Consider the following 20,533-nt stretch of genomic DNA (forward strand, 5'->3'; position numbering starts at 1 on the left):
GGCGCCTCGCTCGCTGCACTCGCTTCGGCGCGGTCGCCGCGGCTCGGAGGCCGATCGCGGGGCGCCTCGCTTCGCTCGGAAAGACCGGGTCGCTGCGCTCCCACGCTCCCATTGCGCCTTCATCCCGACTGGCGCGTCTCGGCGGTCGGACCCGACCAATGCTCAGGACGCCGGGCCGGGCCGGAGTCGGTCCCACTAACGTTGTCGCCCGTGGCGGTGAGGGCGGTGCGGGGTGCGACCCAGCTCGATGCGGACGACCGCGAGCACATGCTCGAGCGGGTCGCGGAGATGGTGATCGACGCGATGGAGGCCAACGGGCTCGAGGTCGACGACTTCATCTCGGTGATCTTCACCGCGACCTCCGACCTGGTCTCGGAGTTCCCGGCGTACGCCGCCCGGCAGCTCGGCTTCGGCGAGGTGCCGCTGCTCTGCGCCCGCGAGCTCGAGATCGAGCGGTCGATGCCGCGCGTCGTGCGGATGCTCGCGCACGTCGAGACCGACCTGCCGCGGGCCGACGTGACCCACGTCTACCTGCACGGCGCGGCGGCGCTGCGCAGCGACCTGACCAGGGTCCGGGCGGTCCCCGATGAGTGAGGCCGACGGGCCGCTGACCGGGCCGGTCGAGATCATCGGCGCCGGGCTGGTCGGCACCTCGATCGGGCTGGCCTTGGGCCGGGCCGGGATCGAGGTGCTGCTGTCCGACGCGTCGGCCGACCACCTCCGCACCGCCTCCGGCCTGGGCGCCGGACGTCCGGTGACCCCCGACGACCGCCCCCAGCTCGTGGTCGTGGCGGTGCCCCCCGACCACCTCGGTGCGGTGATCGCCAGCGCGCTGCGCACCTCCGACGCGGTCGTCACCGATGTCGGCAGCGTGAAGTCGGGGCCGCTGGCCGCCGTCGCGGGCGCTCCCGGGGTGGGCCGCTACGTCGGCGGCCATCCCATGGCGGGCAGCGAACGCTCGGGGCCGCTGGCCGCGAGCGCCGCCCTGTTCGACGGCCGGCCCTGGGCGGTGACCCCGCACGACACGTCCGACCCGCGAGCGGTGGCGCTGGTCGAGGCGCTGGCCCGCGTCTGCGGCGGCGTACCGGTCCGCCTCACCCCGCTCGAGCACGACCGCGCGGTGGCCCGCACGTCGCACCTCCCGCACCTGCTGGCCGCACTGGTGGCGGGGCGCCTCGCCGACGCCCCGGCCGACCATCTCGCGCTCTCCGGTCAGGGGGTGCGCGACGTGACCAGGGTCGCGGCCGGCGACCCGGCGCTCTACGGCCAGATCGTCTCGGCCAACTCCGAGGCGGTCCTCGCCCTGCTCACCGAGGTCCGCGAGCGGCTCGACGCGATGATCTCCGCCGTGGGCGCGGCCGACCGCGACGCGCTGGAGGGGGTGCTGCGGGAGGGCGTCGCCGGCACCGCGGCCATCCCGGGCAAGCACGGTGGTCCGACGCGGCCGATGCGCTCGGTGTTCGTCTCGGTGCCCGACCACCCGGGGGAGCTGGCGCGGCTGTTCGCCGACGCGGGGGCGAGCGAGGTCAACATCGAGGACGTCCACATCGACCACGACCCGGGACGACCGGTGGGGCTGGTCGAGCTGCTCGTCGAGGAGGGGCGCGCCGAGCACCTCCTCGCCTCTCTCGAATCGAGGGGATGGGTCACGCACCGGTAGTCTTGTCGGTCGTGAGCAGCGCCGACCGAGGGATCGTCATCGCGGTCGACGGCACCTCCGGCTCCGGCAAGTCGAGCACGTCGCGCGGGGTCGCCGACCGACTCGGGCTGCGCTACCTCGACACCGGGGCGATGTACCGCGCGTTGACCTGGTGGATGCTGCGGCACGGCGTCGACGTGCACGACCCCGAGGCCGTCGCGGCCCGGTGCGGCGAGCCGCGCATCGTGAGCGGCACCGACCCGCTCGCCCCCACCATCACCGTGGACGGCGAGGACGTCGCCGCCGCGATCCGCGAGCCCGACGTGAACGCCGCGGTCTCGCCGGTCAGCGCGGTCCCCGACGTGCGCGCCCGGATGGTCGCCCTCCAGCGGGCGGCGATCGACGAGGCCCGGCAGGGCCCGGGCATCGTGGTCGAGGGCCGCGACATCGGCTCGGTGGTGTGTCCCGAGGCGCCGGTGAAGGTCTACCTGTCCGCGGACGCGGGTGCGCGGGCCAACCGCCGCGCCGCCGAGGAGGGCGGCTCCGACGTCGGGGCGACCGAGGCCTCCCTGCTGGCACGTGACCGGATCGACTCGGGCCGCGCCGTCTCGCCGCTCGTGATGGCCGAGGGCGCGGTGCACATCGACACCACGGCGTACTCCCTCGACGAGGTCATCGCCCAGGTGGTGGCGCTGGTCGAGCAGCTGGAATCGATCGGCAGCGGGTCGTGACGCCGACGCCGCGCGAGCTGCCGCCGAGCGGCGGACGCCCGGCTCGCTACCTGCTGCACCCGCTGCGGCCGCTGGCCCGCACCGTGATCCGGCGCCGGGTCAAGGTGCGCATCGTGAACGGCGAGAAGCTGCCGCGCACGGGCGGGGTCATCCTCGCCAGCAACCACGTCGGGGTCGCCGACGGGCCGCTGCTCGCGATCTTCGCCCCCAGGCCGGTGCACGCGCTGACCAAGCAGGAGATGTTCAAGGGCTTCATGAACGGCTTCCTGCTCGGTGCGGGGCAGATCCCGCTCGACCGGTTCAACGCCGACCCGCGCGCGGTCAAGAAGTGCCTCCGGGTGCTGCGGGGCGGCGGTGTGGTCGGCATCTTCCCCGAGGGGTCGCGCGGCGCGGGGGAGTTCGACCGCTTCCACACCGGTGCGGCGTACCTCGCGATGGTCACGGGCGCGCCGGTCGTGCCCGTCGTGCAGTTCGGCACCCGCGAGCCCGGCGCCGGCAGCCACGCGCTGCCCGGCAGGGGCGTCGTCGTCGACATGGTGTTCGGCGACCCGATGACGATCCCGCGGGCACCCTGGCCGCGCCGCAAGCGCGAGGTGGCCGCGCGCTCGGTCGAGCTGCGCGAGCACCTGCTCACCCACCTCGCCGAGGCCAAGCGGCTGACCGGACGCACCCTCCCCGGGCCGCTGCCCGGCCAGGAGACGGACCCGGACCCGGCCACCGGCATCACCGACGTGGAGGCCAGCTGATGACCGAGACGACCGAAGGCGCACCCGAGGAGGTCGCCGGCCCCGTCCCGGTGCTCGCCGTGGTGGGCCGGCCCAACGTCGGCAAGTCGACGCTGGTCAACCGCATCATCGGCCGGCGCGAGGCCGTGGTCGAGGACGTGCCGGGCGTGACCCGCGACCGGGTCTCCTACGACGCCGACTGGGCCGGGCGGATGTTCACCGTCGTCGACACCGGCGGCTGGGACCCCGACGCCCGCGGGCTCGCCGCCTCGATCGCGGCCCAGGCCGAGGTCGCGGTCACCCTGGCCGACGCGGTGCTGTTCGTGGTCGACGCGACCGTCGGCATCACCGACGACGACGAGGCCGTCGTCCGGATCCTGCGCAAGTCGGGCAAGCCGGTCATCCTCGCTGCCAACAAGGTCGACGACATGCGGGCCGAGGCCGAGGCCTACGGGCTCTGGAACCTCGGGCTCGGCGAGCCGTTCCCCGTCTCCGCGCTGCACGGCCGCGGCTCGGGTGACCTGCTCGACGCCGTGCTCGCCGCGCTTCCGGAGCCGCCGCCGGAGCGGGAGGCCGAGGTCGACGGGCCGCGGCGCATCGCGATCGTCGGCAAGCCGAACGTCGGCAAGTCGTCGCTGCTCAACATGCTCGCCGGCCAGCAGCGGGTGGTCGTCGACAACGTCGCCGGCACGACCGTAGACCCGGTCGACGAGCTCGTCGAGCTGGGCGACCGCACGTGGCGGTTCATCGACACCGCCGGCATCCGCAAGCGCGTGAAGGAGGCGTCGGGGCACGAGTACTACGCCTCGCTGCGCACCACCACGGCCATCGACCGCGCGGAGGTCGCCGTGCTCGTGCTCGACGCGTCGCAGTCGATCTCCGAGCAGGACCAGCGCATCGTGCAGACGGTGCGCGAGGCGGGGCGGGCGCTCGTGATCGCCTTCAACAAGTGGGACCTGGTCGACGAGGAGCGCCGCTACTACCTCGACCGCGAGATCGAGCGCGAGCTGGTGCAGGTGCAGTGGGCGCCGCGCATCAACGTCACCGCCCGCACCGGCTGGCACGTCGACCGCCTGGTGCCCGCGCTCGACAAGGCGCTCGAGGGCTGGGAGACGCGGATCGGCACCGGCGCCCTCAACGCGTTCCTCGGCCGCCTGGTCGCGGAGCACCCGCACCCGGTGCGGGGCGGCAAGCAGCCCAAGATCATGTTCGGCACCCAGCCGTCGACCGCGCCGCCGACGTTCGTGCTGTTCACCAGCGGCAAGCTCGACCCGTCGTACGAGCGCTACATCGAGCGCCGGCTGCGCGAGGAGTTCGGCTTCGTCGGCACCCCGATCGTGCTCACGCAGCGGGTGCGGGAGAAGCGCCGGCGGTAGGGTCGGCGGATCGCCGTCCCCCGCCGTCGATCGCAGCAGGAGGCCCCCATGCCCCCAGGACCCGCCGCCATCCGCCTCGCGCTCGCGACCGGACTGGTGCTGGCGTGTGCCGGTGCCGCGCCGGCGTCCGGCGTACGCCCCGACCTGGCGAAGCCGATCGCGGGCACCCGCTGCTCGGAGTTCCCGGCCGACAACTACTGGCACGCCGACGTCTCCCGGCTGCCCGTGCACGCCCGCTCGGCGGCGTGGCTCTCGCACATGGACCCCGGCGTCGACCTGCACCCCGACTTCGGGCCGTCGTACGGCGACGGGCCCAACTACGGCATCCCGATCACGGTCGTGAGCAAGAAGCACGCGAGGTCGAAGGTGTCCTTCGACTACTCCTCGGAGAGCGACCACGCGCGCTACCCGGTCGGCAGGGACACCAAGATCGAGGGCGGGCGCGGCTCCGACGGCGACCGGCACGCGATCATCGTCGACAAGGACCGCTGCCGGCTCTACGAGCTCTACGCGCTGTCGAGCCGCAACGGGCGCTGGCACGCCGGCTCCGGGGCGGTGTGGTCGCTGCGGAAGAACAAGCTCCGGCCGGAGGGCTGGACCTCCGCCGACGCCGCAGGGCTGCCGATCCTCCCCGGCCTGCTGCGCTGGAACGAGGTCAAGAAGAACCGGATCGACCACGCGATCAGGTTCACGACGCCCGACAGCTCGGCCGCCCACCTCTGGCCCGCGCGCCACGACGCCAGCGACAACCCCTCGCTCGACTACCCGCCGATGGGCGCGCGGTTCCGGCTGTCGCCGTCCTACGACGCGTCGGGCCTCTCGGCGTACGCCCAGAACGTCGTGGCGGCGATGAAGAAGTACGGCCTCGTGCTGGCCGACAACGGCTCGGCGTGGTACTTCCAGGGCGAGCAGAACGCCGCGTGGCCCGGCCAGCTGATCGAGGACCTCAAGACGATCCCGGCCTCGGCCTTCGTCGCCGTCGACACCTCGTCGCTGATGCTGTCGCCGAACTCGGCCCAGGTGCGCTGACGTCCGTCACCGGAGCCGTCCGGTCGGGCTGACAGGATTTGAACCTGCGACCCCCTGACCCCCAGTCAGGTGCTCTACCAAGCTGAGCCACAGCCCGTTGGCCTCCGGGGAGACCAGCGAGCAGGTTACCGGACGTCGTGCCGGAGGCTTGAATCCGGGCCGGTGGATGCGGCGTGACCGAATCTCTGTGGCCGGTGCGGATACCGGGGTGGCATGGGATGACTCCGGAGACTCGCAGACCTCGCCTCGCGCGACCGCTCGATGCGCCGCCGAGGGGAGGCGGACGCGCCGACGGATCCCGCGCACGGCACCCGCGAGACCGGCGGCGGGCCGGACATCGGGACGATGGACAAGAACAGCAGCACCGGGACGACCGAGAACGACACGTTCGTCGGGCGCGCGGGCGGTGACGAGACCGGTGACGTCGGGCTCAGCGGCGGCGAGGCCCGGGCCGGGGGACAGGTGGAGGGCCGCACCGGCGCGGCCCGCGACGAGTAGCCCGTCCGACCCAGGACGGGTCACACGCGGACGAACGACGTGTGCAGGTGCGCGGTGCCGAGCGCCGCGCCGAGAGTCCGGACCGACTCGAGCACCTCCTGCCGCGTGCGCACCGCCTCGTCGTGGTCCTGGTCGAAGACGTAGCGGGAGGCGGGTTCGAGGACCTGCAGCGCGTGGGTGAACACGTCGCCCGCGACGAGCACGCGGCCCTGGGCGCCGGAGACGAGCACGCTCTGGTGTCCGGGGGTGTGCCCAGGAGTGGGTCGCAGCTCGACCGCCGGGCCGGGTCCGGCCGCAAGGGCGACGGCACCCTCGCAGGCGTGCAGCTGGTCGGCCGCCGCCAACGGGTCGAGGAGCTGGCGCCAGTGCTCGCCCGCCTCGCCGGCCGCCCGGACGGCCTCGATCTCGCGCGTCTGCAGGTGGTAGGTGGCCGCGGGGAAGGCCGGTCGCCCCTCGTGATCGATGCTGCCGGCCGCGTGGTCGCCGTGCAGGTGCGTCAGCACCACGTCGGTGACCTGCTCAGCGCCCACGTCGAGCTCGTCGGCGAGCCGATCGGCCAGGTGCGGTCCGGACGGCGCCCAGGCGCTGTGCAGAGGGGTGTCGCTGGCTGCGCCGGTGTCGACGAGCACGACCCGGCCGGCCACCTCGACGACGTGGACGCGGAAGGCGAGCCACCACCGGCCCGGCGCGGGCCGCGGGTCGGGATCGAGCCGGTCGGCGCCTTCGAGGAGGTCGGCGTCGGCGTCGGGGAAGGCCTCGGAGAGGGGCAGGAAGAACGGTCCCTCAGCGTCGAGGAGCGCGGTGATTGTCGCGCCGCCGAGGCCCAGGCGCTCGGTCACTCGACGGTCACTCGACGGTCACTCGAAGCGGACTGCCCCGCAGTCGACGCACTCGAAGCGCCGGAACGAGTGACCGTCCTCGAACTCCTCGAGACGCAGCTCCCATCGGTGGTCGAGCTCGATCGGGACGGTCGTCGCGAGTGAGGTCATCGAGCCCTCCGCCGGGTCGGGATCATCGGGGTGATCGGTGGGTCAAGGGGAGCCGGTCGCGGATCGGCCCGTGCACTCCAGTGCCCCACCCTCTGCCTGCCCATGTCCGGCAGCGCGAGGAATCTTTCACGTCGCCCGGAGATCTCGGTGTCGGGGGTCTCGTCCCCAGGCGGTGCGAGCCGGGAACAACGCGAGCCCCGCGTTCGTTGCGCGCCTCGTGACCGTCCCCAGCTCTCTCGACCTCCTGACCCACCGACTCGAGCTGCTGCGCGCCGAGCGCGCCGCCGCCATGACCGACAGCCTCCGCGACGTGACCGGCGACGTCGCCGACCGCGCCACCAACGTCGAGGCGTCGATCCGCCTCCAGCTCCTCGACGAGCGGATCGCGCTGCTCGAGCTCGAGATCGAGGAGCTCCAGCGCCCGCGCGACTCCGCCGCCGAGGGCGTCGTCGCCGTGGGCGACGTCGTGCGCGTCGACCTGGGCGACGGTCCGGAGGAGTACGTCGTGGGCTCGGTGGAGCAGTCCGCGGCCGGCGTGCCGACCATCACGCCCGGTAGCCCGGTCGGGCGCGCGATCGTTGGCTCCGCCGTCGGGTCGACGGTGGCCTACGAGCCCCGGCCGGGCGTCCGGGTCGAGGTGCGGATCCTCGCGACGGGCAGGGAGCTCGCGCCGTCCGCATGAGCTGCGCCTGACCCCTGCCGGTAGCGTCGCCGCCACCGAGGAGGGGGAGACGTAGATGGACGACTACCACGACCACGACGCGGTCGGGCTGGCCGCGCTGGTGCGCGACAAGCAGGTCACGCCCGACGAGCTGCTCGAGGCGGCCCGGGCGCGCACGGCCGAGGTCAACGACCGGATCAACGCCGTGGTCGTCGACGTGGACCCGCCGCGGTCTGGCGGCTCCGGCAGCGGTGCGCCGTTCGCTGGCGTTCCGTTCCTCCTCAAGGACCTCGGCCACGACCTCGAGGGCTACCCGACCAGCGGCGGCTCCCGGTCGCTGGCGACCACGCCGGTCGCCGAGAACGCCACCGTCGTGCAGCGGTGGCTCGATGCCGGGCTGGTGGTGTTCGGGAAGACGAACACCCCGGAGTTCGGCGCCAAGGGCGTGACGGAGCCGCACCTGTTCGGCCCGGCCCGCAACCCGTGGAACACCGACCACACCCCGGGCGGGTCCTCCGGCGGCGCGGCGGCCGCCGTGGCGGCGGGCATCGTGCCCTGTGCCGCCGCCAGCGACGGCGGCGGCTCGATCCGGATCCCTGCCTCGGCGTGCGGGCTGTTCGGGCTCAAGCCCTCGCGAGGCCTGGTCCCTGCGGGCCCGCTGGTCCAGGAGGGCCTCGGCGGCACCGCCACCAGCGGCGTGGTGTCGCGGTCGGTGCGCGACAGCGCCGCGATGCTCGACGTGCTCGTGGGCGGCACGCCGGACGGCCCCTACCTGCCGGCCGTGCCCGCGACGTCGTACGCCGACGAGGTGGGGCAGGAGCCCGGCCGGCTGCGCATCGGCCTCTGCACGGCCAGCTCGATCAACCCCACGCCGCACGCCGAGGCGGTCGCGGCGGCGACGGCGGCCGGCCGCCTGCTCGAGTCGCTCGGCCACGACGTCGACCAGCTCGACGCCGCGCCCTTCGACGACGAGGCGCTCGCCAAGGACTTCCTCACCACGTGGTTCGTCTACGCCGCCGACGCGGTCGCGCAGGCCAAGGCGTTCAGCGGTTCCGACGACAGCGGGTTCGAGCCCGACACGCTCGTGATGGCCGCGCTCGGGCGGGCCACCAACCCCGTCGACCTGGTGCGCGCGATCGAGAACCGGCAGGCCCACGTGCGCCGCCTCGCGGCGTTCCACGAGACCTACGACCTCCTGCTGACGCCGAGCACCGCCCTGCCGCCGCCGAGGATCGGCGCCCTCGACCTGCCGCCCGCCATGCAGAAGGCGCAGAAGGCGCTGGTCAGGGTGCGCGGGGCCGGGCTGCTGCGCTTCACGCCGGTGGTCGACCAGCTGATCAGCGAGAACCTCGGCTGGGTGCCGTACACCCAGCTCGCCAACCTCACCGGCCGTCCCGCGATGAGCGTGCCGCTGCACTGGACCGCGGACGGTCTGCCGATCGGAGCGCAGCTCGTCGGCCGGCTCGGGTCGGACGGCCTGCTGTTGCGCCTTGCCGCCCAGCTCGAGCAGGCGCAGCCCTGGTGGGACCGGCGGCCGCCGCTGTAGGTGGGCGCCGGGCCGGAGGGTGCCCGGCACGGGCACCGGCGGGGTTGCGAGGATGGGCGGGTGACTTCGACAGAGCTGCCCGGCGACGAGTCCGGCGACTTCACCGGCGAGTTCGTCCGCCACCTCGGGATCGACATCAGCGAGGTGAGCGGCGACCGGGTCGTCGCGACCTGGGAGGCGGCCGCCAAGCACCACCAGCCCTACGGCATCGTCCACGGTGGCGTGCACTGCTCGGTGGTCGAGACGCTGGCCAGCATCGGTGGGGCGACCTGGCTCGGCGACCGCGGCCAGGTGGTGGGCGTCAACAACAACACCGACTTCTACCGCGCGGTGCGCGAGGGGACGATGACCTCGACCGCCACCCCGCTGCACCGCGGCCGGCTGCAGCAGGTCTGGGTCGTCGAGACCGTCGACGCCGACGGCAAGGTCGTCGCACGCGGGCAGGTGCGTCTGCAGAACCTCTACCCGCAGGACTGACGCAGCAGGTCGGCCACCGGCACCCCGCGTTCACCGGCCGCGCGCTGCCACCCCGCGAGCGGCCGTGGGTGGTAGCGGCGGTGGCGCGGGAGCAGGTCGTTGAGCGCCCGGAGGGTACGCCGCAGCACCGCCGCCTCGACGCGGTGCGCGCGCGACCACGGCAGCCCGAGCTCGCGGCGGACCCGCTCGGGGAGCCGCTCGGTGGCGAGCACGACCGCGGCCTGGCCGCCGACCCGCGACAGCGGCCGCCACAGGGGCTTCGGCACCCAGGTGAGGCCCGGGGGCGGCGGGGGCTTGCGGAAGGCCTCGAGCAGCCAGCGCGAGAACGGCGTCGCCTCCAGCACGTGCTCGACGTAGTGGTCCCAGTAGGCGTCGAAGTCGTCGAGTGTCTCGGGGACGTTGGTCATCGTCATCCTGTAGAGGCCGTACCAGCGCCGCGACTCGGCGTACAGCTGCTCCTGCTCGGCGCGGCTGAACGGCCCGAGAATGTCGGAGAAGCCGTAGACGAGGCCCTCGACGAACGTCGCGTGCGCCCAGTGGAAGACCTCGGGGTTGAGCGCGCTGTAGCGCTCGCCGCTCGGCATCGTGCCCTTGATCTGCTCGTGGTAGGAGCGCACGGCGACCGCCGTCTCCTCGGCGCGCGGGCCGTCGTAGATCACGCCGTAGATCGGTCCCATCGAGCGGATCAGCCGGTCGAAGGGGTCCTCCTTGACGTTCGAGTGCTCGTCGACAGCGTGGCCGAGCACCGGGTGCATCACCTGGAGGAGCTGCGGCACGCTGCCGTAGGCGAAGCCCAGCCAGAGGCCGAAGTAGCGCCAGGTCAGGGAGTCGGGCCCGAGCGGCGCGACCTCGCGGGCGGGCGTGCGCGTGGTGCTGTCCCCGGCAGTCACGACCCCCATCATGCCGTGGGTGGACACTGGTCGGGGGCGGTCAGGTTCCTTGCAGGTTGGGTGACGCACCCTCGGCCCGACCAGGGACCGAGCGGCAACCGGCGAGGAGCGTGTGATGGCGAAGGTGGGGCTCTGCGAGGACGACCCGGCGATCCGGCGGGTGGTCAACGACGCGATGCGGCTCGCCGAGCACGACGTGGTGCTCGCCCACAACGGCGCCGAGGCGCTGGAGCTGTTCGCCGAGGACGACGACCTCAGCGTGATCATCCTCGACATCGGTCTCCCCGACGCCGACGGGCGCGACGTCTGCCAGGCCCTCCGGTCGGCGGGTCAGCCGGCGCCGGTGCTCTTCCTCACCGCGCTGGGCGCCGTGCACGACCGGCTGGCCGGGTTCAGCGCGGGCGCCGACGACTACCTGCCCAAGCCGTTCGACGTGAAGGAGCTCATCGCCCGGGTGGAGGCGCTGGCCAAGCGCGGCCGCATCGTGACCGGCCAGGCGCCGACCGACCTGCTGCTCGACCCCGCGCGGCACGCGGTCGTGTGCGAGGAGCGCGAGTCGATGCTGACCCCCACGGAGTTCCGGATGCTGGCCGCGATCACGTCGCGTCCCGGCGAGGTCGTACGCCGCCGGGTGGTCGTGGCCGCGGCCTGGCCCAACGGCGGGATGGTCAGCGAGAACACCGTCGACTCCTACATCCGGCGCATCCGCGTCAAGCTCCGCGACGTCGGCTCACCGCTCCAGCTGCGGACCGTGCGAGGGGTTGGTTACACACTGAGGTGATGGAGACCGTCGCGCGCCCCGCTGCTCGACGGTTCGGTCCGCGGTCCTTCCGCGGCACGATCGTGGCCTCGACGGTCGGCCTGATGACGGCCGCGATGATCGTGGTCGGGCTGTTCATCCAGCTGCTGCTCAGCAGGGCGGCCGACAACGACGTCGACGAGGTGCTCCACCAACGGGCGGACACCGCGGTCGCGGTGATCGGGGACCCCTCGAGCGCCGGGCTCGAGGTGCCCGACGCGCTCGAGCCGGGCGTCGTCGTCTTCGACACCGACGGTGCGGTGCGGGCGGGGTCGGTCGGCGACGGCGCCCGCGGCCCGGCCGCCGACCTGGCGCGCGAGACCACGGCGTCAGGCCGGGAGCAGAGCGGTGACGCGGGGTCGACCCGGCTGCTGGCCGTGCCGTTCGAGACGCCCGCGGGCGAGCGGGGCGTGCTCGTGGTCAGCCAGGACACGACGCCGTACGAGCGGTCCGAGCGGTACGCCCTCTACGCCACCGGGATCCTGGCCGCGCTGGTGATCGCGGCAACCGCTCTGGTCGCGCTCAGGGTGACCCGCAAGGCCCTCGAGCCGGTGGCCCAGATGGCCCAGCGCGCCACCGAGTGGAGCGAGCACGACCTCACCGCGAGGTTCGCGCTCGGACCGCCCACCCACGAGCTCGCGGCCCTCGGCGAGACGCTCGACCACCTGCTCGACAGGGTGGCCTCGGCGATCCTGTCCGAGCAGCGCCTGACCGCAGAGCTCGCCCACGAGCTGCGCACGCCCCTCACCTCGATCCAGGGGTCGGCCGACCTGGCGCTGCTCCGCGGTGTCGGTGACCCCGCCACCCGTCAGGACCTGGAGCAGATCTCGGCGTCCGCCCGCGAGATGTCCGCGGTGATCACGACGCTGCTCGACCTGGCCCGCGACGAGTCGCCGAGCTCGCGCCGCCGCACGTGCACGGTCGCCGACCTGGTGCCCGCCCTCGTGGCGGCCGCGGGCCAGGCGGTCACCGTCGAGGACCACACCTCCGCGTCCGTCGCGAGCATCGCGGCGCCGCGCGACCTCGCCGTCCGGGCGGTGCTCCCGCTCGTCGACAACGCCGTGCAGCACGCCCGCCGCACCGTCACCCTGACGGCCGAGGACCTGCCCGACGCGGTCGAGCTGACCGTGGCGGACGACGGGCCCGGTGTGGCCGCCGACCGTCGCGAGGAGGTCTTCCAGCCGGGCGTCACCTTCCGCCAGGGCGGCGCCGGGCTCGGGCTCGGCATCGCGCGCCGGGTCGCGCGCTCCTTCGGCGGCGAGGTCACGCTCACCGAGGGTGCCGGGGGAGCGCGGTTCGTGGTGTCGATGCCCCGCAGGTGACGACGCCGGATCAGCCCATGCTCTTCTGGCCGTCGATCGTCTCGCGGATGATGTCGGCGTGCCCGGCGTGCTGCGCGGTCTCGGCCAGGATGTGGGTGACGACCCGGCGGGCCGACCACCGCGCGCCGGGGGTGAACCACGGCGCCGACGGCAGCGGGTGGCTGGCGTCGAGATCCACGGTGGCGACCAGGTCGTCGGTCGCCGCGGCGACGGCGTCGTAGGCATCGAGGAGGCCCGCGAGGGTCTCGCCCTCCAGCATCCGGAAGCCGTCGGCGTACGCCGCCACCTCGGCCGGCGGGTTGCTCCAGTCGACGTCCGCCCAGTCGACCTCGGACTCGGCGGGCCCCTCGACGATGAAGCGCGCCCAGTTCTGCTCGACCTGGGCCACGTGCTTGACGAGCCCGCCGAGGGTGAGCTCGCTGATGGTCGAGCGGGTGCGGGCCTGCTCGTCGGTCATCCCCTGCACGGCGGTGCGGAACAGGCCCCGGTGCTTGGCCAGCGCGTCGAGGAGGTCGGCGCGCTCGCCGGTGACGGGGTGGGTGGTGCTCGGGTGCGGGGTGTCTGCGGTCGTCGTCATGACAGCACCGTAGGGCGGAATGCGGTCAGCTCCTGACCGCTACGGCCAGGCCTTTCGTCGCCGGAGTCAGCCCGCCTCGGTGCCCTCGAGACCGTCGAGGACGAGCTGGCCGAACAGCGGCCGGACGTCTCCGCTCGTGCCGACCCAGCCGAGGCCCGGCTCGAGCCGGCGCACGACCCGCGCCGGGGTGCCGGCGACGACGGCGTGGTCCTCGACCTCGCCACGGACCACGGCGCCCGCGGCGACCACGACGTTGCGTCCGATCCGGGTGCCTGGGAGGACCACGGCGCCGTGCCCGATCCAGCTGCCGGAGCCGATGACGACAGGCTGGTGGCTCCCGAACTGCTTGCCGATCGGCGTCTGCGGGTCCTGGTAGCCGTGGCTGGCGTCGGTGATGAAGACCGACTGGCCGGTGAAGACCGAGTCGCCGAGCTCGACGTACTGGTGCGCCGTGATGGTGGTCCGGGCACCCAGCACGCACCCGTCGCCGATGACCAGGGCGCGGTCGGTGAGGCCGGGGTCGCCGACGCCGTAGCCCGCGGCCAGCGTCGCCTGCCGGCCGACGAGCACGTCGCGGCCGAGGTGGATCGAGCCGACGTTGAGCAGGGTCGCCGGCGGGAAGTCGATGCAGCTGCCCCGACCGAAGCTGCCGAACCGGTCGGCCAGCGCCGTGCCCGGCACCACCTCGCCCGCCCCGTCGACCCAGCGCAGGGCGGCGTGGACGGCCCGGTTGAGCAGGCGGTGGGTGCGACGCACGCCGCGACCCTAGCGGCCCGGGAGCACGAACCCGAACCAGGTACTAAGGTAAGCCTCACCTAACTCATCGACCGAGGAGATCCCATGCCCGACGTACGACCGAGCCGCCGTGGCCTGCTGACCGGACTGTCCGCCCTGGCCCTCGCCCCGGCGCTCGCCGCCTGTGGCGACGACGCCGCGTCCGGAGGGACCTCCCGGCCCTCCGGCGCCCCGGGCGCCGCCCCGAGCGAGCGAGGCGCCTTCCCGGTGACCCTGGAGCACAAGTACGGCTCGACCACCCTCGAGAAGGCTCCGGCGCGGGTGGTGTGCGTGGGACTGACCGAGCAGGACGCGCTGCTGGCCCTCGGCCTGGTGCCGGTCGCGGTCACGAAGTGGTTCGGCGACGCGCCCGGCTACATCTTCCCGTGGGCCGTCGACCTGCTGGGCGACGCGCCGCTGCCGGAGGTGCTCGACGACACCAACGGCGTGCAGGTCGAGAAGGTCGCCGCGCTCCGTCCCGACCTCATCATCGGGCAGTACTCCGGCCTGACGAAGAAGGACTACGAGCTGCTCTCCGCGATCGCGCCGACGGTCGCACAGCCGGGGGAGTACGCCGACTACGGCGCGCCCTGGGACGAGATGGCGATGAACGTCGCCGCCGCGGTCGGCCAGCCGGCGAGGATGCAGGCGCTGGTCGACGACGTCAAGCAGCAGATCGCCGACCAGGCGGCCGCGCACCCCGAGTTCGCGGGCATGACCGCCGCGGTCGTGACCGGCTACGAGGGGTTGTGGGTCTACGGGCCGGAGGACCCGCGCTCGCGGATGCTGGTCGACCTGGGGTTCAGCTTCCCGACCGAGCTGTTCGGCAGCGAGATGGAGGAGTTCGGCGAGTCGCTGAGCACCGAGCGCGTCTCCGACCTCGACAAGATCGGCGTCGCGGTCTGGCTGGACTACGAGTCCGACCCGGCGGCCAGGAAGGTCTTCGAGCAGACCTCCACGGAGCGGGAGGGTCGCTGGTTCGACATCGCGGAGGAGGACGGCAGCTACTACGTGGCCCACAGCTTCGTGACGCCGCTCAGCATCCCCTACGTCCTCGAGCGCTACGTGCCCCAGCTCGCCGCGGCGGCCGACGGCGACCCGTCGACCGTGCCGCCCGAGGCCGCCGCCTGACCTCGTCGCGGACGACGGCCGGGTCAACGACGAGCGGGGGCCGGCGCCCCCGACCCCAGCGGTACGACGACCGGCAGGCCGGTGCGGGGGTCGGAGAGGACGTCGGCCCGCAGCCCGAACACCTCGTCGAGCACGTCGACGGTGAACACGTCACGAGGTGCGCCCTGCAGGACGATCGCACCGTCCTTCATCACGACCACGAGATCGCTGTAGCGCGCGGCGAGGTTGAGGTCGTGCAGGACCATCGCCACGGTCCGGCCGCGCTCGCGATTGAGCCGGCCAACCAGGTCGAGCACGTCGACCTGGTGCGCGAGGTCGAGGAACGTCGTCGGCTCGTCGAGGAGCACGAGGTCGGTGTCCTGGGCGAGGGTCATCGCCACCCAGACCCGCTGCCGCTGGCCGCCGGAGAGCTCGTCGATGGGCCGGTCCCGCAGCGCCCACGTGTCGGTCGTCAGGAGCGCGTGCTCGACGGCCTCCTCGTCGGCGGGCGACCACTGCCGGAACCACCGCTGGTGCGGGTGCCTGCCGCGGCCCACGAGGTCGCGCACGAGCAGGCCGTCGGGGGCGCTGGGGCTCTGGGGGAGCAGCGCGAGCCGTCGCGACACCTCGCGTGTGGGCACGTCGGCGATCGGCTCGCCGTCGAGCACGACGCGTCCCGACGACGGCCGGAGCAGCCGCGCCAGCGTCCGCAGCAGCGTCGACTTCCCGCAGCCGTTGGGTCCGACGATCGTCGTCACCAGGCCCTCCGGCACGTCGAGGCTGAGCCCGCGGACCACCGGCTCGCCGCCGTAGCCCACCGTGACGCCCTCGGCTCGCAACCTGCTCACGCCGTTCTCCCTCGGTTGGTGCGGACCAGCAGCCAGATCAGGTACGGCGCTCCGATGGCGGCGGTGACGATGCCCGCCGGCAGCGCGAACGGCAGCACCGCGCGGGTCACCAGGTCGGCGCCGACGACCAGCACGCCGCCGGCGACCATCGAGGCCAGGACCGGCGGCCGCGAGCCGCCGGTGAGCCGCAGGGCGACCTGCGGCACCACGAACGCCACGAACTCCAGCGGCCCGACCGCAGCCACGGAGACCGACGTGAGCCCGACCGCCACGACGAGGCAGCCGAGCTGGGTGAGCTGGAGCCGGACGCCGAGCCCGCGGGCGGCGTCGTCGCCGAGCAGCATCGCGTTGAGCGAGCGGACCAGGAGCAGGGCCACCGGGGTCAGCACCACGAGCGCGACCAGCACGGGGCGGGCGTGCTCCCACCCGCGCCCGGTCAGCGAGCCGCTGAGCCAGACCTGGGCGCTGGCGGCGTCCTGGATGCGGGCGTTGACGAGGAGGTACGACGTGGCCGCGGCCAGCGCCGCGCCGAGCCCGATGCCGACCAGCACCAGCCGCTGCATGTCGAGGCCACGCCGCCACGAGAACGCGTAGAGCACCAGCGCGGTGACGACGGAGCCGCCGAAGGCCGCGACCGGCAGGCCGAGCTCCTGCAGCCGGCCCGCGACCAACCCGCCGCCGTACCCGCTCGCGCCGGAGGCGACGACCACGGCCACGGCACCGAGCGCCGCACCCTCGGTGATGCCGAGGATGTCCGGGCTGGCGAGCGGGTTGCGTGCGAGCGTCTGCGTGAGCGCACCGGCCAGTCCGAGCGCGGCACCGACGCCGGCCGCCACCGCGGTCTGCGGCAGCCGCAACTCCATGACCACGAACCGCTGCCCGGCGTCGCCGCCGCCCAGGAGCGTGGCGACGACCTCGCGCACCGGGATCGGGAAGTCGCCCACCGAGAGGTCGACCGCCACCAGCACCAGCAGCAGCACGAGGCCGGCCAGTGCGACCAGCCCGGCGCGCACGGGCACCAGCCACGAGAGCGCCCCCACCCGCAGGGGAGAGGCGTGGAGGAGCGCCATCAGATCCGCACCGCCCGGGTCCGGCGCACCAGGAGGACGAACGCCGGGCCGCCGACCAGCGCCATCACGATGCCGACCTGGAGCTCGGCCGGGCGCACGACGAGGCGCCCGGCGATGTCGGCGAGCGTCACGAGCAGCCCGCCCAGCAGCCCGGACGCCGGGACCAGCCAGCGGTAGTCCACGCCGCCCAGCCACCGGGCCAGGTGCGGCACCACCAGACCCACGAAGGCGATCGGTCCGCAGGCCGCGGTGGCGGCGCCGGTCAGCAGCATCACCGCCCCGACACCCAGCGCCTTCTGCCGCCACGGGCTCAGCCCGAGCGAGGCCGCGACGTCGTCGCCCAGCTGGAGCAGGTTGAGCCCCGGGGTGCTCAGCGCGGCCAGCACCAGGCCCGACGCGAGGAACGGCGCCACCTCCCAGAACACCGACAGCGAGCGCCCCGACGCCGACCCGACGACCCAGAACCGGAACGCGTCCAGTGTCTCGGCGTCGCGCACGACGAGGGCCTGGGTCACCGCGCCGAGCAGGGCGCTCACGGCGGCTCCCGCCAGCACGAGCGTCACCGGGTCCGGCCCGCCGCGGGTGCTGCCGATCGCGAACACCGCAGCCGCGGCGACGCCGGCGCCGGCCAGCGCGAACCACGCGTAGCCGGCGAGGTCGTCGACGTGCAGGCCGTAGATCGCGAGCACCACGGCGCACGAGGCGCCGGCCTCGACACCGAGCAGCCCGGGGTCGGCGAGCGGGTTGCGGGTCTGGCCCTGCATGAGCGCCCCCGCCACACCCAGGGCGACTCCCACCGCGAGGGCGAGCACCGTGCGGGGGACCCGGAGTGCGTGCACGATGGTCGCCGCCTCGGACCCGTCGTCGTGGAGCATCACGTCGACCACGGTGGTGAGGGGGAGCGCGCGGCTGCCGAGCGCCAGGCTCAGCAGCGCGGTGGCGGCCAGAGCCAGGAGCAGGACCCCGAGCATCCGCGCCGAGCCACGCACGACAGGCGGAGCCGGAGCAGTGCCGCGCTCAGCGGTGTCGAGTGCCACGAAGGTTAGGCTAGCCTAACCTCGACGGACGGGTGCTCGGCGGCTCAGCCGTCGAAGCCGTTCAGCAGCACGAAGAAGAGCAGCACGCCGACCACCGCGAAGAGCAGCCCGACCCCGACGCCGACCCACACGGCGCGGCGCCTCGGGGCGGCGTCGCCGGCCAGGCCCGGCAGCAGGTAGCCGACGAGCGCGCCGAGCACGGCGGTGCCGGCGAGCTGGGTCGGCAGGATCCAGTTCTCGCTGCCCTCGCCGTCGAACGCGGCGGCCGCCAGCGGAAGGCTGAGGATGCCCGCCACGAGGAGGAGGGCCAGGGCCACCAAGCGCTGGAGGCCGGGTGCGGTGCGGGCGTCGGTCACGGGTTCTCCTGAGGCGGTCGAGAGTCCAGCAGCGGCATCCGGCCGAGCCCGGTACCCCATCATGGCCGGTTTCGTGTTTTGATGCCGGGGCGTACCTCGTCGTTCCGTCTCGGAGGAACAAGCCATGCCTTCACCTCGTCGTACCCTCGTCGCCGCCATGACCGGCCTCTCGCTGGCCGTCTCCCTCTCCGTCTCGCTGGCGCTCTCGCCGAGCCCCGGCTCCGCCGCCCCCCAGGACCGTGCGGCCAGGACCTCCGGCACGTCGGGGGCCAAGGCCTACCAGCGGACCGCGAGGAAGAAGGGCGTCGTCCGTCTCGACCTCCTCGCCCTCAACGACTTCCACGGCAACCTCGAGCCGCCGTCGGGCTCGAGCGGCAACATCAACAGCACCCAGGCCGGGGGAGCGGCGTTCCTCGCCAGCCTCCTCAACCGCGAGCGCAAGCGGTCGCGCGCCAACGGCGCGACCCCGCTCACCGTCGCCGCGGGAGACCTGATCGGCGCGAGCCCGCTGCTGTCCGCCGCGTTCCACGACGAGCCGACGATCAAGGCGATGAACGCCATGCACCTCGACGTCACCTCGGTCGGCAACCACGAGTTCGACGAGGGTGTCGGCGAGCTGCTGCGGATGCAGCGGGGTGGCTGCCTCGCCGACGGCGCCGGGCGCAACGGCCAGGACTCCTGCCCCGGCGGCCAGAAGTTCGAGGGAGCCAAGTTCAAGTACCTCGGCGCCAACGTGTTCTGGAAGAACAAGGCCGGGCACAAGCGCGCGACGCCGTTCAAGCCCTACCAGATCCTCAAGGTCAAGGGCGAGAAGGTCGGCTTCATCGGCATGACCCTCGAGGGGACGCCGACGATCGTGAGCGCCTCCGGCATCGCCGACGTCGACTTCCGCGACGAGGTCGAGACCGCCAACGCGCTGGTGCCCAAGCTGCGCAAGAAGGGCGTGAAGTCGATCGTCGTCCTGCTCCACGAGGGCGTGACGCCCAAGGACGCGTCGGCCTACAACAGCTGCAGCGGGGTCAGCGGCGCCGGCCTGGCGATCGCGCAGAACCTGTCGCCGCAGATCGACGCCGTCGTCAGCGGCCACACCCACCAGCCCTACAACTGCGTGGTCAAGGACCCCAAGGGGCGGCCGCGGCTGTTCACGAGCGCGTCGTCGTTCGGCCGGATGGTCACCAAGCTGCACCTGCTGATCGACCGCAGGACCCACGACATCATCCGGCCGGCCGCGTTCGCCGAGAACATCGTCAACGCGAACGCCGAGGGTCAGAAGCAGTCGAAGAAGATCGGCACGCTGATCTCGACCTTCAACACCCTGGTCCAGCCGATCGCCAACGCGCTGGTCGGGCACCTCGACGGGGCCACGTCCGTCACGCGTCGGCCGGACAACAACACGCCGCAGGGCACGTTCCTCGACGGCGGCGACGACTCGGCCCTCGGCAACCTGATCGCCGACGCGCAGAAGGCCGATCCATCGGTGGTGCGCAACGGTCAGGCACCCGTGATCGCGCTGATGAACCCCGGGGGCATCCGCGCGGACCTGACCGAGAACGCCTCGGGCGACCTCACCTACGGCGCCGCGTTCACCGTGCAGCCGTTCAACAACACGGTCGTGTCGATGGACCTCACCGGCGCCCAGATCAAGGCGCTCCTCAACGAGCAGTGGAACGGCAACAACGACGCCGCCAAGTCGGGCAACAAGATCCTGCAGGTCTCCGGCCTGACCTACACGTGGGACCGCACGCTGGCGAAGGACCCGGCCGACGTGAACGCCCTGGTGGGTGACGTGCTCTTCGACGCGGACGGCAACCCGGCCACGGCAGGTGACAACACCCCGCTGGTCGACGCCCAGGTCTACCGGGTCGTCGCCAACGGGTTCCTCTCCGACGGCGGCGACAACTTCGCGACGTTCAAGGCCGGCGCCAACAAGCTGGTCGGCGGCCTGGACATCGACTCGCTGGTGACCTACCTCAAGGCGCACGATCCGTATACGGTCACTCCGACGAACCGCATCAAGTCGGTGAACTGACCGACCGGGCGCACGCCCACCGCTCGACAGCAGACCACGGGGACGACCGG

General features: G+C 73.4%; 23 protein-coding genes and 1 tRNA gene. 14 read left to right on the top strand and 10 right to left on the bottom strand.

The window, feature by feature from the left end:
- Nucleotides 1-210: 210 nt before the first annotated feature.
- From aroH to G514_RS0112655, 6 genes are read left to right on the top strand one after another with little or no spacing between them, the layout of a single operon-like run.
- Nucleotides 211-594: a chorismate mutase gene (gene aroH, locus G514_RS0112630; protein ID WP_028652036.1), complete on the top strand. Its 384-nt coding sequence runs from the start codon at nucleotides 211-213 to the stop codon at nucleotides 592-594.
- Nucleotides 587-1,660 carry a prephenate dehydrogenase gene (locus G514_RS0112635; protein ID WP_028652037.1) on the top strand — a complete coding sequence of 358 codons (1,074 nt, stop codon included), beginning with the start codon at nucleotides 587-589 and terminating at the stop codon, nucleotides 1,658-1,660. Before aroH ends, G514_RS0112635 begins: the two co-directional genes overlap by 8 nt.
- A gap of 11 nt (nucleotides 1,661-1,671) precedes the next feature.
- Nucleotides 1,672-2,370, top strand: coding sequence for a (d)CMP kinase (cmk, locus tag G514_RS0112640; RefSeq protein ID WP_028652038.1), 699 nt, complete (start codon nucleotides 1,672-1,674; stop codon nucleotides 2,368-2,370).
- Nucleotides 2,367-3,116 (top strand): lysophospholipid acyltransferase family protein, encoded by a 750-nt coding sequence (locus G514_RS0112645; RefSeq protein WP_036564642.1) that lies wholly within the window; start codon nucleotides 2,367-2,369, stop codon nucleotides 3,114-3,116. Before cmk ends, G514_RS0112645 begins: the two co-directional genes overlap by 4 nt.
- Entirely contained in the window at nucleotides 3,116-4,471 is a 1,356-nt protein-coding gene (gene der, locus G514_RS0112650) for a ribosome biogenesis GTPase Der (protein WP_028652040.1), read from the top strand. The genes G514_RS0112645 and der overlap by 1 nt, the downstream gene beginning before the upstream one ends.
- A gap of 48 nt (nucleotides 4,472-4,519) precedes the next feature.
- Nucleotides 4,520-5,500, top strand: coding sequence for a hypothetical protein (locus G514_RS0112655; protein ID WP_051247411.1), 981 nt, complete (start codon nucleotides 4,520-4,522; stop codon nucleotides 5,498-5,500).
- A 23-nt stretch (nucleotides 5,501-5,523) separates the two neighbouring features.
- Here the strand turns inward: G514_RS0112655 and G514_RS0112660 are convergent.
- Nucleotides 5,524-5,597: transfer RNA gene (locus G514_RS0112660), tRNA-Pro, on the bottom strand.
- 164 nt (nucleotides 5,598-5,761) lie between these two features.
- Here G514_RS0112660 and G514_RS26565 point away from each other — a divergent pair.
- Nucleotides 5,762-5,998, top strand: coding sequence for a hypothetical protein (locus G514_RS26565; protein ID WP_036564643.1), 237 nt, complete (start codon nucleotides 5,762-5,764; stop codon nucleotides 5,996-5,998).
- Between the two features lie 20 nt (nucleotides 5,999-6,018).
- Here G514_RS26565 and G514_RS26570 read toward each other — a convergent pair whose 3' ends face one another.
- Nucleotides 6,019-6,837 (bottom strand): MBL fold metallo-hydrolase, encoded by an 819-nt coding sequence (locus G514_RS26570; RefSeq protein ID WP_051247412.1) that lies wholly within the window; start codon nucleotides 6,835-6,837, stop codon nucleotides 6,019-6,021.
- An 18-nt stretch (nucleotides 6,838-6,855) separates the two neighbouring features.
- A complete protein-coding gene (locus G514_RS31305) occupies nucleotides 6,856-6,987 on the bottom strand; it encodes a hypothetical protein (RefSeq protein ID WP_281167616.1) in 132 nt (43 codons plus the stop codon).
- A gap of 217 nt (nucleotides 6,988-7,204) precedes the next feature.
- Between G514_RS31305 and G514_RS29255 the strand changes: the two genes are divergently transcribed.
- From G514_RS29255 to G514_RS0112690, 3 genes are read left to right on the top strand one after another with little or no spacing between them, the layout of a single operon-like run.
- Nucleotides 7,205-7,669, top strand: a complete 465-nt coding sequence (locus G514_RS29255) for a GreA/GreB family elongation factor (RefSeq protein ID WP_051247413.1) — start codon at nucleotides 7,205-7,207, stop codon at nucleotides 7,667-7,669.
- A 55-nt stretch (nucleotides 7,670-7,724) separates the two neighbouring features.
- Nucleotides 7,725-9,194: an amidase gene (locus G514_RS0112685; RefSeq protein ID WP_028652042.1), complete on the top strand. Its 1,470-nt coding sequence runs from the start codon at nucleotides 7,725-7,727 to the stop codon at nucleotides 9,192-9,194.
- A gap of 60 nt (nucleotides 9,195-9,254) precedes the next feature.
- Nucleotides 9,255-9,671 (top strand): PaaI family thioesterase, encoded by a 417-nt coding sequence (locus tag G514_RS0112690; RefSeq protein WP_245582190.1) that lies wholly within the window; start codon nucleotides 9,255-9,257, stop codon nucleotides 9,669-9,671.
- On the opposite strand, the gene G514_RS26580 is transcribed toward G514_RS0112690, so the two are convergent.
- On the bottom strand, nucleotides 9,656-10,561 hold the full coding sequence (locus G514_RS26580) for an oxygenase MpaB family protein (RefSeq protein ID WP_169576421.1): 906 nt from the start codon (nucleotides 10,559-10,561) through the stop codon (nucleotides 9,656-9,658). The genes G514_RS0112690 and G514_RS26580 overlap by 16 nt on opposite strands.
- A 115-nt stretch (nucleotides 10,562-10,676) precedes the next feature.
- On the opposite strand from G514_RS26580, the gene G514_RS0112700 reads away from it, so the two are divergent.
- Both G514_RS0112700 and G514_RS0112705 read left to right on the top strand, forming a co-directional pair.
- The gene (locus G514_RS0112700; protein WP_028652044.1) at nucleotides 10,677-11,342 is read left to right on the top strand and encodes a response regulator transcription factor; all 666 of its coding nucleotides are present in this window, start codon (nucleotides 10,677-10,679) and stop codon (nucleotides 11,340-11,342) included.
- On the top strand, nucleotides 11,342-12,682 hold the full coding sequence (locus G514_RS0112705) for a sensor histidine kinase (protein WP_036564644.1): 1,341 nt from the start codon (nucleotides 11,342-11,344) through the stop codon (nucleotides 12,680-12,682). The genes G514_RS0112700 and G514_RS0112705 overlap by 1 nt, the downstream gene beginning before the upstream one ends.
- Before the next feature lie 10 nt (nucleotides 12,683-12,692).
- Here G514_RS0112705 and G514_RS0112710 read toward each other — a convergent pair whose 3' ends face one another.
- Together G514_RS0112710 and G514_RS0112715 are read right to left on the bottom strand one after the other, a co-directional pair.
- Nucleotides 12,693-13,259 (bottom strand): DinB family protein, encoded by a 567-nt coding sequence (locus tag G514_RS0112710; RefSeq protein ID WP_028652046.1) that lies wholly within the window; start codon nucleotides 13,257-13,259, stop codon nucleotides 12,693-12,695.
- 66 nt (nucleotides 13,260-13,325) lie between these two features.
- Complete coding sequence (locus G514_RS0112715) at nucleotides 13,326-14,015, bottom strand: acyltransferase (protein WP_051247415.1); 690 nt, start codon at nucleotides 14,013-14,015, stop codon at nucleotides 13,326-13,328.
- Nucleotides 14,016-14,099: 84 nt separating this feature from the next.
- Between G514_RS0112715 and G514_RS0112720 the strand changes: the two genes are divergently transcribed.
- The gene (locus tag G514_RS0112720) at nucleotides 14,100-15,164 is read left to right on the top strand and encodes an ABC transporter substrate-binding protein (protein ID WP_028652048.1); all 1,065 of its coding nucleotides are present in this window, start codon (nucleotides 14,100-14,102) and stop codon (nucleotides 15,162-15,164) included.
- 23 nt (nucleotides 15,165-15,187) lie between these two features.
- Here the strand turns inward: G514_RS0112720 and G514_RS0112725 are convergent, their stop codons facing one another.
- Genes G514_RS0112725 through G514_RS0112740 form a run of 4 tightly spaced genes read right to left on the bottom strand, consistent with a single transcriptional unit; the run spans nucleotide 15,188 to nucleotide 18,454 of the window.
- Entirely contained in the window at nucleotides 15,188-15,991 is an 804-nt protein-coding gene (locus G514_RS0112725) for an ABC transporter ATP-binding protein (protein WP_028652049.1), read from the bottom strand.
- Nucleotides 15,988-17,061, bottom strand: coding sequence for a FecCD family ABC transporter permease (locus tag G514_RS0112730; protein WP_028652050.1), 1,074 nt, complete (start codon nucleotides 17,059-17,061; stop codon nucleotides 15,988-15,990). The genes G514_RS0112725 and G514_RS0112730 overlap by 4 nt, the downstream gene beginning before the upstream one ends.
- Nucleotides 17,061-18,098 carry a FecCD family ABC transporter permease gene (locus G514_RS0112735; RefSeq protein WP_245582191.1) on the bottom strand — a complete coding sequence of 346 codons (1,038 nt, stop codon included), beginning with the start codon at nucleotides 18,096-18,098 and terminating at the stop codon, nucleotides 17,061-17,063. Before G514_RS0112735 ends, G514_RS0112730 begins: the two co-directional genes overlap by 1 nt.
- Nucleotides 18,099-18,142: 44 nt before the next feature.
- Nucleotides 18,143-18,454: a hypothetical protein gene (locus G514_RS0112740; RefSeq protein WP_028652052.1), complete on the bottom strand. Its 312-nt coding sequence runs from the start codon at nucleotides 18,452-18,454 to the stop codon at nucleotides 18,143-18,145.
- 124 nt (nucleotides 18,455-18,578) lie between these two features.
- Here G514_RS0112740 and G514_RS0112745 point away from each other — a divergent pair, with 124 nt between their 5' ends.
- Nucleotides 18,579-20,483 carry a bifunctional metallophosphatase/5'-nucleotidase gene (locus tag G514_RS0112745; protein WP_028652053.1) on the top strand — a complete coding sequence of 635 codons (1,905 nt, stop codon included), beginning with the start codon at nucleotides 18,579-18,581 and terminating at the stop codon, nucleotides 20,481-20,483.
- The last annotated feature ends 50 nt before the right edge of the window (nucleotides 20,484-20,533 follow it).

The sequence above is a fragment of the Nocardioides halotolerans DSM 19273 genome (genome assembly GCF_000422805.1).
Classification (GTDB): Bacteria; Actinomycetota; Actinomycetes; order Propionibacteriales; family Nocardioidaceae; genus Nocardioides; species Nocardioides halotolerans.